9 protein-coding genes are annotated in these 14,302 nt (G+C 44.4%); 4 read left to right on the forward strand and 5 right to left on the reverse strand.

The genetic code is table 11. The annotated features are described in order from the left end of the window. The 3 genes from H6F44_RS19715 to H6F44_RS19725 form a co-directional block, all read left to right on the forward strand. Window positions 1-482: transposase (locus H6F44_RS19715; protein WP_322096265.1), on the forward strand; the 482-nt coding region annotated here is incomplete at its 5' end. Window positions 483-522: 40 nt separating this feature from the next. Further along, a complete protein-coding gene (gene rimI, locus H6F44_RS19720) occupies window positions 523-1,077 on the forward strand; it encodes a ribosomal protein S18-alanine N-acetyltransferase (protein WP_190352743.1) in 555 nt (184 codons plus the stop codon). Between the two features lie 48 nt (window positions 1,078-1,125). Then, a complete protein-coding gene (locus H6F44_RS19725; protein WP_190352745.1) occupies window positions 1,126-4,704 on the forward strand; it encodes a WD40 domain-containing protein in 3,579 nt (1,192 codons plus the stop codon). A 91-nt stretch (window positions 4,705-4,795) separates the two neighbouring features. Here H6F44_RS19725 and cphA read toward each other — a convergent pair whose 3' ends face one another. From cphA to H6F44_RS19750, 5 genes are all read right to left on the reverse strand, one after another. Continuing rightward, window positions 4,796-7,387 carry a cyanophycin synthetase gene (gene cphA / locus H6F44_RS19730; RefSeq protein WP_190352747.1) on the reverse strand — a complete coding sequence of 864 codons (2,592 nt, stop codon included), beginning with the start codon at window positions 7,385-7,387 and terminating at the stop codon, window positions 4,796-4,798. Between the two features lie 164 nt (window positions 7,388-7,551). Beyond that, on the reverse strand, window positions 7,552-8,712 hold the full coding sequence (locus H6F44_RS19735) for a GNAT family N-acetyltransferase (protein ID WP_190352748.1): 1,161 nt from the start codon (window positions 8,710-8,712) through the stop codon (window positions 7,552-7,554). A 244-nt stretch (window positions 8,713-8,956) separates the two neighbouring features. Then, window positions 8,957-9,790 (reverse strand): carbon-nitrogen hydrolase family protein, encoded by an 834-nt coding sequence (locus H6F44_RS19740; protein ID WP_190352751.1) that lies wholly within the window; start codon window positions 9,788-9,790, stop codon window positions 8,957-8,959. A gap of 295 nt (window positions 9,791-10,085) precedes the next feature. Next, complete coding sequence (locus H6F44_RS19745) at window positions 10,086-11,273, reverse strand: WD40 repeat domain-containing protein (protein ID WP_190352752.1); 1,188 nt, start codon at window positions 11,271-11,273, stop codon at window positions 10,086-10,088. A 58-nt stretch (window positions 11,274-11,331) separates the two neighbouring features. Beyond that, window positions 11,332-12,543, reverse strand: coding sequence for a S41 family peptidase (locus H6F44_RS19750; protein WP_407681879.1), 1,212 nt, complete (start codon window positions 12,541-12,543; stop codon window positions 11,332-11,334). A 509-nt stretch (window positions 12,544-13,052) separates the two neighbouring features. Between H6F44_RS19750 and H6F44_RS19755 the strand changes: the two genes are divergently transcribed. Beyond that, entirely contained in the window at window positions 13,053-14,141 is a 1,089-nt protein-coding gene (locus H6F44_RS19755) for an acyltransferase family protein (protein WP_190352754.1), read from the forward strand. Window positions 14,142-14,302 lie beyond the last annotated feature (161 nt).

Here is a 14,302-nt window from a genome sequence, read left to right on the forward strand (position 1 = left end):
CTCGCTTTGGACATTATCCTGAAGCGGTCTATGTTGACCAGATTTATCGCACTCGTAGCAATCGCGCCTATTGTCGAAATCGGGGTATAAGGATTACGGCTCCGCCTTTGGGCAGACCTGTACCTGATGATTTGGCGGCTATTCGCAAGCAAACTCTCGCAGATGCAAAGGTTCGCAATCAAATTGAAGGTAAGTTTGGGCAGGCGAAACGACGGTTTAGTTTAAATCGGGTCATGACCAAGTTGGTAAATACTTCGGAAACGGCGATCGCTATCACCTTTTTGGTCATGAATCTAGAAGCGCTGCTCAAGCAGCTTGCTTTTTTATTTTTTGCTTGGGTTATGCTCTGCCGACAGTACTTTATTTTTCAATTTGGGAAGTCGTTTTTTATCTTTTCTGCTATCTCTTACCGATTTCGGCGATTTCCTGTCTTGCCTGTGCCGTGGTCTGCTTTTTCTACTTGCCTTCTTCCTGCTACCTAATTACTTTTTCAGCAAGCCCTAATTAATAGGACTTAGGCAAATGAATTCATCCCATCCCATCTATCTCAATGAAATAGACAATAGTTTTTTATCTCAGTTACGAGCGATTGATCGCGATTGCCTTAATGATTTTTGGAGTTTAGAAGCTTATCAACGCGAAATTGATAACCCCAGTAGTTGTGTGCTTGGGTTAGTCAATGATAGTCATGAACTATTGGGATTTGGTTGCCTTTGGTCAATTCTAGAGGAAGCACATATTACAGTTTTAGCAGTGCGACCTGAATATCAAGGGCAAGGGCTAGGCAAGGCCATCCTGTGGGGGCTTCTCGGTCAAGCCCGCGATCGCCAGTTAGAATGGGCAACCCTTGAAGTCCGTAATACTAATGCCGCCGCGATCGCCCTGTACCAAAGTTTTGATTTCCAAGCAATTGGATGCAGGGTAAACTATTACGAAGCAACTGGTGAAGATGCGCTGATTTTCTGGCGCAAAGGTATTCATCAACCTGAATTTGCCGATTTACTCCAAAATTGGTATGCCAATATTCATCAACGTTTGCTGTCTAAGGGCTGGGACTGGCAATCTAAAATCTGGTAAAATTTATGATTAAGTCAGTTAAATTGGGATAGGTCTAGGTATAAAACTATGGCGCGATCGCTTAGAGTTGCACAGCAATACCTTGAAAGAGTTCAACTTGCCCTTCAGCGCAATGGATTTATTAGTCAAACCAATTTTATAGCAAATTCTGAACTGCCCTATGATCGTGATACTTTCAGTAAATTCTTTGATGGTAAACCCATTGAGAGCCAACATTTTGAAGAGATATGTTTTAAATTGGGTCTAGATTGCCAAGAAATTGCACAGGAAATTGCAGGTGACAAGCTTGCTGAGCTTAAAGCCGATTGGGGCAACGCACCCGAACTAAATCTAAGAGAATTTGTCGGCAGGGATGTAGAGATGCAGCTTTTAGAGAACTGGATTTTGCGCGATCGCTGCCGCCTGCTAACGATTGTCGGTATTGGCGGCGTGGGGAAAAGCAAAATTTCGATCAAATTAGGTAAAGGCGGGATCGGAAAAACCGACCTATCTCTTAAATTAGCAAAAGACATTCAAGATGGATTTGATTATGTAATTTGGCGCAGCCTCCAATACAGTCCACCCTTGACGGATATATTAAAGGATTTCATTAAATTTCTTTCAGACCAAACAGAAGTCGATTTACCCGAAGCGATCGCCCAGCAAATCACGATTTTATTGAAATACCTAAAGGCTCACCGTTGCCTCTTGATTTTAGATAATGCCGAAAGTATTTTAGATGTTTCTGGAGAATATAAACAGGACTATGAAGGCTATGGTCAGTTATTTGAGAAAATCGGCGAAGTTGAACATCAGAGTTGTTTGTTAGTCACCAGTCGAGAAAACTTTAGCAATCTCGAACGGCTAGAAGGCACACAAAAGCCAGTGAGATATTGGGCATTAGCAGGACTAAGCTATACAGAAGGTCGTCAACTCTTTACTCCCAGCGAGAGCTTTTATGGTTCAGAAACCCAATGGCGGGAACTGATTAAGTTTTACAATGGCAACCCTCTGGCTTTGAAGTTGGCTGCCGCACATATTTATGATCAATTTGGCGGTGATATCGCTGTCTTTTGGCAGTCTGGCAGACCAATATTTGCAAAATTAGAAGAGTTACTAGATTCACATTTTGCAAGATTTAACGAATATGAACGCGAAATTCTATATTGGCTAGTCATTCATCGTGAGCCAGTTAGTATTACCACGCTCAAGGAAGATATTGTGGCGATCGCTAATTGCCAAAAAACTGCCGATACAATGCGATCGCTCCAGCGTAAACTACCTGTCGAACAAACAGAAGACCGCAATAAGCTATTTAGCCTCCAGCCTGTATTAGTGGAATATCTTACCGAAAAACTGATTGAGAATATTTGCCAAGAAATAGCCACGGAGGATATTACCAAACTCAAGTTCTTTAATTCCCATAGTTTATTGCAAGCTCAGGCTAAAGATTACATTCGAGAAAGCCAAAGCCGTATGATTCTAGCACCAGTAACCCAGAGATTGCTGGATCATTTTCAAGGCAAGTTGCAGCTTGAACAATATTTGACACGGCTTATTACGCAATTACGCGATCGCTATCCAGGGCAACGCGGCTATATCGCAGGCAATATTCTCAATATCTTTTGTCAGCTAAATACCAACCTCACAGGATATGATTTTTCTAATCTGGCAATCTGGCAAGCGGATCTACGCAAGATAGAACTATTAAACGTCAATTTAGCCCATGCCGATCTGACAAAAACCACCTTCCGAAAATCCTTTGGCGGAGTTCTCGACTTATCCTTTAGCCCTGATGGCAAATATTTGGCAGTTGGCGACTTCAATGGTGACATCCATTTACTTCAGGTTGGCACTTGGGAAGAAGTAGCATTATTTTCCAAACATCCTTGGCATATCGCCTACGTTGCCTTTAGTCCTGACAGTCAAAAGATTGTCAGCAGTTGTTTAAATGGAATTATCAAACTCTGGGATGTCCAAACAGGCAAATGTCTCTGGAGTCGCAAAGAACATACCCATTGGGTGTGGTCAGTTAACTTTCATCCCAATGGCAAAATCCTCGCGAGTGGCAGTGATGATACCACCATTAAATTTTGGGATGTAGAAACAGGCAAATGCTTCAAAACGATCGCCGCCCATGATGCTTGGGTTTTGAGCGTTGCCTTTAGTCCTGACGGTCAAATTCTGGCAAGCGGCAGTTTTGATCGCACAATTAGACTATGGGATGTGGCTACAGGGCAGCTTCTCAAAATTTTTGATGGCAGTGAAGGAGGCGTTTGGACAGTCATGTTTAGTCCAGACGGCAAAACGATCGCCAGTTGTGGCACAGAGCGGGTAATTAGGCTATGGGATGTGGAAACGGGAGAATGTCTACAAATATTTTCAGGTCATAAAAAAGAAATTAAAATGCTATGTTTTAGCCCAGATGGCAAAACGATCGCCAGTGGCTCCTTTGCGCCAGACTGTACGGTTAGGTTTTGGGATGTCGCCACAGGCAAATGCAAACAAACAGGAACAGGACATTTATCTAGCGTTCGCACAACTGCTTATCACCCCAACAATCGCATAGTGGCAACTGGTGACATCGACCAAACCTTAAAAATTTGGGATGCCACCACAGGCAAATGTACTAAAACCCAGCAAGGACATACCCATGCAATCTGGTCAGTTAGCTATAGCCATGACGCTCAAATCATTGCCAGCAGCCATTTAGACCGTCACATTCGCCTATGGGATGCCACCACAGGAGCCTTAATCACAACCCTAATAGGACATCATGGCTGGATTTGGGCAGCCATATTTAGCCCCGATCGCCAAACCCTAGCCAGTTGTGCCGATGATGAAACAATTAAAATTTGGGACATCGCCAAGGGAGAAATTATCCAGACTTTAGAGGATACCACCCATGAATATCATGGTGGCATTTGGTCGATCGCCTTCAGTCCCGATGGTAAGGCGATCGTTAGTGGTGGACAAGATAATGTCGTCAAAATTTGGGATCTGCAAACTGGAGCAGTGAGAGTTTTGCAAGGACATCACACTTGGATTATGTCAGTAGCCGTAAGTCCCGATGGCAAAAATATCGCCAGTGCCAGTAATGACCACACCTTAAGAATTTGGGATTTTATTACGGGTAAATCTGTGCATATTTGTGAAGGTCATACCAACAAAGTTAGAGCCGTTGCCTACAGCCCCGATGGCAAAATGCTCGTAACTGGCTCAGAAGATCTAACCCTCAAACTTTGGGATGCAAACAATGGTAAATGTCTAAGGACTCTCTCAGGACATGAAGAAAGTATATTTTCGGTAGATTTTGGTCATAGTAATTGCATGGGTGACTTCCTGATTGTCAGTGGCAGTGAAGACAGCACCGTAAAAATCTGGAATGCAAATACAGGGGAATGTCTGCGTACCTTGCAAGGGCATCAAAGTATTCTCAGAGCCACAAAATTTAGCGCTGATGGTAGCACTGTTGTTAGCGGAGGGCTTGATGCCACAATCAAGATTTGGGATGTCCAAACAGGAAATATTCTAAACAGCCTCACTGTATTTAGACCCTACAACGGATTAAATATTCAAGGAATTACTGGGGTTATTGGTGGTCAAAAAGCATCTCTAAAGTCTTTAGGAGCTTTAGAGACTGTTTGAAAAGTTTCGATGCGCCTAAATTCGCTTTAAAAAGGGGGGACTTTTTTTAATCTTTTCCCCACTTTCGTAAGGGAATCTAGGAGGGAGCAATTTACAGAGCTATTTTGGACTTCCGCGATTCAATAATACTGATCGCTTGATCGACTTTATCTGGAAATACCACAACTAATCCATTGGTTGGAGCGCTATCGAGAGCCGCAACCAAAGCCTCAGCCTCATCTAAAATCGTGATGCAGAGCAGATTAGGGTTTACCGACTCCACACCCTGACGCATCAGATCGGCAACCACACGCGGCGCACGTCCCCGCAAATCTTTATCTTCTTTAATAAAGATACGGCTAAACATTCCTGCTGCCAACTGCCCTAGCTCAATAATGTCCTCATCGCGGCGATCGCCTGGTGCGCCAATTACACCCACCGCTTCACCTTCCCATTTTTGGATAAATTCGGCGATCGCCTTAAATCCCGCAGGATTATGGGCATAGTCAACCAAAGCATGGAACTTGCCAAGATCAAATAAATTCATCCGTCCTGGGGTTTGGGTACTAGAGGCGACAAAGGTGGATAAACCTTGGCGAATTTCTTCCACCTTCACGCCCTGAGCAAAAGCGGCCAAACTTGCTGCCATGGCATTTTGAATATTAAAAGCGGCTCGCCCACCAAGGGTAAGCGGCACATTTACCGCCTCAGCCACAGGGATCTTCCAATCCCCTTTGACAATCGTAATAAACCCATTTTCATAGATTGCGGCTAAACCACCCTGCTGAATGTGATTCTGCACTAGTGGATGATCAGGCTGCATACTGAAATAGGCAATCTTTGCCACGACATCCTTAGCCATCGCCGCCACTAATGGATCTTCAGCATTTAGCACCGCATAGCCACTAGGCATGGCAGTTTTAGCAATCACGCTCTTAAGTCTAGCCAGATCCTCAATGGTGTCAATATCACCAATGCCAAGATGATCCGCTTGCACATTCATCACCACGCCCACATCACAAGCATCAAAGCCCAAACCAGATCTGAGAATACCGCCCCTAGCAGTTTCTAACACCGCCACCTCAACCGTAGGATCGCGCAGAATTACCTGAGCGCTGTAGGGTCCCGTGGTGTCGCCCTTTTCCACCAAGAACTCGCCAATGTAAATACCATCGGTGGTGGTGTAGCCGATGCGCTTGCCCGTTTGTTTGAAAATATGGGCAATCAGTCGGGTGGTGGTGGTTTTACCGTTAGTACCTGTAATGGCAATGATTGGTACGCGGCAGGGAGAGTCTGCGGGAAAAAGCATATCAATTACAGGAGCCGCCACATTGCGGGGTGTGCCAATGCTGGGGGCGGTGTGCATTCTAAAGCCAGGTGCAGCATTTACCTCCACGATCGCCCCATCGGTTTCATGGACAGGACGGGAAATATCCTCCGTGACCACATCAATCCCTGCGATATCCAAGCCAATAATTCGCGCTACCCGTTCCGCCAACCAAATATTTTCAGGATGAATTTCATCGGTGCGATCTACGGATACACCGCCAGTACTGAGGTTGGCTGTAGCTTTGAGATAGCAAACCTGTCCCGCAGGTGGCACAGACTCTAGGGTAAAGCCCTGCCTTGCTAAAACATCGATACTGGTGCGATCAATTTCGATGCGGGTGAGTACATTGTCATGACCATCACCACGGCGCGGATCTTGGTTGGTAATTTCAATTAACTTGGCGATCGTGGAAACTCCATCGCCTGTAACATTAGCGGGGACACGCTCTGCCACTGCCGCTACCTTGCCATTGATCACCAAAACGCGGTGATCACGCCCCGTATGAAAACGCTCAATAATTACTTCTTCGGATACCTCTTGAGCCATGTCAAAGGCATCGATCGCCTCATTGACAGTCCGCACATCAATGGTAATACCGCGCCCATGATTGCCATTGAGAGGCTTAATCACAATCGGGAAGCCGCCCACCTCCGCGATCGCCTCCTCTAAGTACTTAGCAGAGCGAATGGTCGTCCCCCTTGGCACTGGCACACCCGAACCGCGCAAAATGCTCTTAGTACCTTCCTTGTCGCAGGCTAACTCAACGCCTAGAATTCCCGTTTTATTAGAGAGCGTGGCTTGGATGCGACTTTGATAGATCCCATAGCCAAGCTGAATCATTGCCCGACTACCTAACTCCAACCAAGGAATATTCTTGACCTTCGCCTCCGCCACAATTGACTCAGTACTAGGACCCAACTGCCCGTCAAGACGAATATCGCGTAAATCTTTGAGATCCTCTTGCAACTCATGGGTGGCATAGGTTCCTGTCTCTAAAATATTACTGCAAATTCTAATGGCGGCACGGGCAGCATAGCGCCCTGCTTCCTCGGTTTGATATTCAAATACAACTTGATAAATATTTGGCTCAACCGTGGCGCGAACTGCCCCAAAGTCCACCTGCATACCCACATATCCCTGTAACGCGATCGCTATATCTTTAACGACTGTCGCCAAAAAATATCCATCATCAATATCATTACGACTAGTCAAATCATTCCCCGCTAAGCTTGGCAGCACATGACACAGATTTTGATAAAAGCCAGTACGCCTTAATTGAAAATCCTCTAAATCTAAGCGAGCTACCACAAGCTGATGTCGTTGGATACTCCAATAGTTTGGACCACGTAATGTCTGGATTTTGAGAATTTTCATATTCGAGAGTGTCTTAAAGTTGCAGCCAATGCCTAAATGTCCAATGATTAATCCTATCGATCTTATGGATCAATATTTTGTATAAATTAAACCAAAATCAGATTTAATTCATGGAATGTGTAATGATGCCTTGCCTTTAACCATGCCTTTAGCAAAGTTTAAGATTACAGCAACTCATCAGTTTGTTGATGCTGATGTAAGGTTTCAATTCTGCCTGGAACGGGTTTTTGGTTTGGTTGTAACCCAGAAAGCATCCGTGACAGTTGCAACCCATCAAGTACGGGCTTAGTCTCACGGATCTTATGCCACACCGATCGCGCCATCAATAAAGAATGCCCTTGACGCTGCGCCTGAATACTCTCCAGATAGGCTTCCCGTTCTGGTTGATAGTCTGCCGAGGACAACTGCAAACTAGAGTTTTCAGGCGACTGCTTGGTGATAATAAGCGCAATCTGTGAGGTTAGCTCTGGATAGAGCCATGTGTAAGCAGGGTGCACCGTAAGCTGACAATGGTGAATTAGCTTTTCTGGGCAGTTGTTCACCTGCGGGCGTTGCAGCAGCAAATAAAAGTAACCGATCGCTGCCTTACGCTGCGGCTCATAGACATAGCCTGAAACATCCTGTAAATGGTTGATCAGCAAAGAACTATGATTGACTAGCTTATCGATCGCACTCGCCCGAAAATCTGCAACATTTAGGTCATAGACCTGCCGAATTTGCGGTGGCATTGCTGCTGTATCTAATTGATATAGCAAACTAGCATCGGCATTGCTGACGGGCATGAGATTAGGCAAGTCTGGAGAATGCTGCGCTAGTTCTTGCAAACTGGCGGCGCTAATTTCCCAATCTGTAAACTGAGCAAGGGGCTGAAACCCATTTTGACGATACAAGGCGATCGTATCTTTTTGATTGATGTCAACTTGCAATACCCAAGTTCTCGCTTCGAGACAAGATTCTAAGCAATAGCGAATTAACTGTGTGCCAACATTGTGCTGACCATTTTGTGCCTCTGGCAAGACAACAACACGCTCAATTTGCCAAGTGCTGCTGTCATTATTGAAGGGCGAAACCCGAATAAATCCTTGAATGACTCCGTTATATTCAGAGACATAGGCGCGGACGTAAGGGTTTAGCAAGGTTTGCACTGGGGCAGGCAGCCAGCTTGCAAATTGATGTAATGCAAATTTTTGGCGGCTACGACAGCCACTAAGATCGCTGACGGCGATCTGTTCGAGATCATTGGGAGCAGCGAATCTCTGAATAAATTCAAGATCGCGGTGCTGGAGTGGACGGATCGTATTACCAAGCACTGGAAAGGATTGCATAGCTGCTTGTGCCAGAAAGGGTAGAAATTTTGTTTGAACGGTCGTTTGAACGGTCGTTTGCTAAAGCGCTGCCAAGTATTGGTGCGGTTGTTCGTGATGACACAATTATAGCTGAACTGATGGTCAATACAAATGACCAGTACAACTGACCAAGACAACTGACCAGGACAAATGCTAAACCGATGAGCATTGGCGCAAAGCGTCAATGCTCATCAATGCTTATGGGGCTTAGGTCAACGCTGTGCTATTGATAGGCAAAGGTGCGATGTTGCAAGCAAGGCATTTGGCGACGAATTTGATCGATGCGGGATGGCTGAATTTCGGCGATCGCCACTCCAGAGCGATCGCCCGCATCTGCTAAAACAATGCCCCAAGGATCAATAATCATCGCGTGACCGTGAGATTGGCGGCGCGGCGTATGGTTGCCCACCTGTGCGGGAGCAATTACATAACTAGTATTTTCGATCGCCCTAGCCTGTAATAGCACCTGCCAATGGTCTTTGCCCGTGAAGGCCGTAAATGCCGCAGGGACAAATAAGATATCTGCTCCCTGCTTGGATAGATAGCGATATAGCTCTGGAAATCTGACATCGTAACAAACTGATAATCCCAAGTTGCCGTACTTGTCAGATCGATATACTGGCGGCGCTTCATTGCCAGCGAGAATTGTCGCCGATTCGTGGTAAGTATTGCCATCGGGAAGATTGACATCAAATAGGTGCATCTTGCGATATCTTGCCAACTCTTCGCCCGTATTGCCGACTAGAAGAGCCGTGTTATACATCTTCTGCTTAGCATCGTTACCGTTGGCGGCAGGTACAGGGAATCCACCACCTAGCAAGAGGATTTGATAGCGTTGGGCGATCGTTGTTAAAAACTTTTCACTCTTTGCAGCAATTTCTACAGCAAGCCTACTTTTTTCGCTTTCATCACCCAAAAACGAAAAGTTTTCTGGTAAACATACTAATTCTGCACCTCGATTTACCGCCAGTTGGACTAAATCTTCTGCTTGAGCAAGATTTTTATCGACATCCGCAATACTGGTCATTTGCACAGCAGCAGCCAAATATGACTTCATTGTAATCCTTAAAAAGTAATCCCTAAATTCCCACTCAAACAATGTGCTGTAAGCACCTATGCCAAACTAGGAAATGTCTTAGGAAATATCTATGGCATTTCTTCGTTTGAAAACCCTTACTGGGTTTAGTTTTCAATTCACAAAAATGCAGTCACACTTTTGCAAGCTGTTATTAAATTAGATTACCCTGCGATCGCATAATGTATCAACCTTAATCAGATTTTTAATTATACCCAATCGAGATACTTCCGCTCTATTACAGCCTGTTGAGGCTTTAGGTAGTACAGAGATATTTCTAAGGAACTTGCCAAACATGAATGCAGCGATCTTCGCCGCCACTGATTAGGGTCTGCCCATCACGACTGAGGGCGATCGCATTGATCAGGTTGACATGACCATTGAGAACTTGGATGAGTTTGCCCGTTTTTAAACTCCAAATTCTGATTTCTTTATAACTGGCACTAATTAGGGTCTTACCGTCCCGACTAATTAGCAATGCCTTAACCCAACCCCAATGCCCTTCAAGGGTATGGATTTTTTGACCAGTCTGCAAATCCCAAACCATAATTCTGGTGTCGAGACTGCCACTAACGAGGGTACGTCCATCGGGACTGATGGCAAAGGATAATACTCGCGCTGAATGTCCGATAAATTCCCATTGCTGTTGTCCAGATTGTAGATCCCAAACCTTGATCGTGGTGTCCCAACTGCAACTGGCGATCGCCTGACCGTTGGGGCTGAGGGCGACGGAATCCACAAGGCTAGTGTGACCGCGCAAGGTGCGTAACTCCGTCCCCGTTTGCAAATCCCATAGTTTAATCGTGGTGTCTTGACTGCCTGTCACAATTTTTTGGCTATCGGGGGTAATTGCCACCGAATTTACATAGCCAATATGCCCTGTTAGGGTTTGTAATGCCTTTCCCGATCGCGCATCCCATAGTTTAATCGTCTTATCGCGACTACCACTAGCGAGAATTTTGCCATTGCGACTCAGGGAAATCGAGGTTACGGGCTGGCTATGCCCACGCATGGAGCCAACTAATTTGCTGGGGTTGCCCCTAGAGCCTAATTGCCAAACCCTAATGCTGTGATCGGCGGCAGCACTATAAAGAACGCCATCGGGGGACAAACAAAGGGAGGCGATCGCCTCACGATGTCCTTGCAATGTATCGACAATATCAAAAAGTTGATAGGGGCTGTACTGCGTCAAAACCTGTTGAATATGGGGTTCGGGTCTGCGCCAGAGTAAAGATAGGGCGGTATGTTGTACCTGCCGCACAGGATCGTTTAGACTTTGCAGAATCAAATTTAAGCCATGTTCGCCGTAGTGTTGAGCTTCACGTAGGGCGGCGATCCTTGCGGCGATCGCTTGACTGGCGATGCGTTGTTGCACCCCCGCCATACCACCTAAGACGGCTGCACCCATGGGCGCTGGTGTTTGCCCACCGAATACAGCGTCATGTGCCTGTGGTTGCAATGTCATACTCTCTTGCCAGTGAATAAATTAGAGAGTGCGGCGCGAAGCGCCACACCCTCTAATTTTATAGTGATGCCAAAACCGATAGCGCTGCCACATACTGCGGATCATCTTTTGTGCCGAGTTGTGGACGGGTCAATGGTTGAGTCAGCGCCACTTCCACATCGGGGATGATGCCCCTGCGGTTGATATTGTGGTGTTGTGGTGTTTCATATTTGGCGATCGTTACTGCTAGACCTGCGCCATCTTCTAATTCGTATAGAGATTGGATTAGGGCTTTGCCAAAGGTTTTTGTGCCGACTAACTGGGCACGATGGTTTTCCTGCAAAGCGCCAGCCAAAATCTCACTGGCACTGGCAGTACCGCCATCGGTCAGCACGACTAAGGGATCATCAATAATGGCAGTGCCTTTAGATTCAAAACTTTCTTGGATGCCATGACGATCAACGGTATAAACCACCGTACCTTCAGAGATCAACATTCGGGCAATTTGTAAACCAGCGTCAAACAAGCCCCCTGGGTTGCCCCGCAGATCCAACACATAGCGATCAGCTCCCTCTGCTTTCAGCTTTTTAAGGCTCTTTTCCATATCGTTGGTGGCATTGCCGTTAAATTGATTTAACCGCACATAGCCCACCTTATGATCGCCCTCTTGGTTGAGTTTTGCCACAACTGGATTGACCGCAATGCGATCGCGCTTGATCGTCACATCCAATGTTTCCGAGCCTTTACCATCGGCTAATGCACGCTCTAGGGTTAATTTCACCTCAGAGCCGATCGCCCCACGCATTCTGGTGGCACATTCATCTAAACTCATGCCCTTGGTCAAAATATTGTCAATGGCAATGATGCGATCGCGGGACTTGACCCCTGCTATTTCCGCAGGTGAACCTTCAATGGGTGCAATCACGGTCACATGATCGTCAAAGTCATCGATCGCAATCTGTAAACCAACCCCCGTTAGTTCGCCCGATGTACTGGTTTGCATACTCCGAAATTTGTCAGGTTCGAGCAACCTAGTAAAAGGATCGTCAAGGGTTGCCAGCATCTCTTTGATCGCGGCATAGGTGTCTTCGCGGCTATTAAACTTACGATTGACAAATTGGCGGCGCACTTTGTACCAGTTTTGATTATTAAAGTTAGGATCAACATAGGCACGATTAGCAATTTGCCAAACATTAGTTAGATATTTCTGTTCTTGCAAATAGTCGGTGACTGCTGCCTCGGCATTGCTGCTGTTGTGGCTAAATTGCGGGGCGATCGCCACTAAGCCCATAAAAGCAACTGCAAAAACAAATCTAAGGGCAAACTTAAGAGTAAATTCAAGGGTGATTCCGAGCCAAGACCAAATCTGATGCTGTTTTATCATGCTCTCTATGAAAATTTTCGATCTTAAAAATATTCACTCTATCCTAGCCTCTGTTGCATCGGTACAGGGCTTGGCAATGGCTTAAACCCTTATTTTTTTGAAAACATCACCATGCGCCGTTGTCAAAAAATTTTCGATGATACTCAAAACCCTGATTGACTGACCAGCCTCACTCAAAAGTAGTAGTAGCAGTCAGGATGCCCGTGCTACAGAGGTTTTAAATTTATTCGGTCAGATATCTTGTCTGGCTATGATTTCAAACAGTATCATCATTTATTTAGCTCAAAGGTATCATCATTTATTTAGCTCAAAGCTTCAATGAGTAATTAAAAATCTTAAAAATATAAAATATTTCCGTACCAATCGAAATCCAATGTCCCAATAAGCTGTAAATATGCGTAAAATATGTGTAAAATATGCGTAAAAATATTAGTGGATTTGATTATCTTAGAACTGTCTTTGCGATTCTTGTTGTAGTATGGCACGCTCAAGGGGTTTCCTTTTTAGGAAAAATAAACATCTACTTCCAAAATATTGTAAATATATTTTATTACAATATTTGCCTGCTTGCTGTCCCTGTCTTCTTCTCAATTTCTCTTTATTTGTTCTATAAGAAGTATCTAGTTTCTCATACTTCTTTTCCGAAAAAGAGATTGATGAATTTAATTCGTCTTTACGGTATTTGGATGCTTATAGGCGTAGTATTTAATTCATTGACAAGTAGAGGCAATTATTTACTAGGGCTACTAAATTTACAAAATTTAGTAGAAACAATCGTATTCGGAACTCGCCCAGAATTATTTTTCTTATTCTCTTTGATACTAATTTCTTGGCTTTGCTTTATTAATAGTAAATATTTGCTAGTCCACAAGCATAGATTCTTAACTCAACTGATTCTTATGCTGACAAGCTTATTTTTTCTAATATTCATTAGTTTATACACACTCGCAACACAGAGATTTGTATTGTCTGCATACTGGAATCCATTATGCTTTGTACCATATATTTTTAGTGCTTCAATCTTAGCTATTATTGACGAAAATATAGAGATATCTCTGGCAAAATATTTTCATAAAAAAAGAATGTTATTTATATTCATTTTGTTCTCTATCTTTATATTTCTATCTTGGCTAGAATGGCAGGTTTTTAATGTACCAAGTGCTTTTGACGGTTATTTACTACCTCCCTATGCAAGACCTTCGCTGGTCATAGGTGCGTTCTTAGTTTGCTATTGTGCAATTTTATATAAAGGTCAGTCACCAAGTTTAATTAATGACTTAGCTCAAGAGTCGTTAGGAATTTATTTGCTTCATGGCTATGCTCTATTTCTAATTGAGTTTTTAGCGAATGTATTTCAAAATCTTCAGATTTTTCAATCTTCGGCGATAGTAATTTTTAACCCCATTGCGAGAGTTATATTTGCGATACTATTATCTTTTTTTGTTAGCAAGGCACTAAAATATTCTGATATTGGTAGAAAGATGCTTAATTCTTCTGCTAAGTAATTTAGTCTGTTTTTGTAAACCTGCATCAAACAGTCCCCCAAGGTTGCCGCGTAGATTCAACACATAGCGATCGCCGCTAAGTCGAGGGTAAAACATCGTATTTCTTGATTAACGCTCTCCTCATCAATTTTAACAGGTTGACAGGTATGCGATCGCCTATT

The sequence above is a fragment of the Pseudanabaena cinerea FACHB-1277 genome, from assembly GCF_014696345.1.
Taxonomy (GTDB): Bacteria; Cyanobacteriota; Cyanobacteriia; order Pseudanabaenales; family Pseudanabaenaceae; genus Pseudanabaena; species Pseudanabaena cinerea.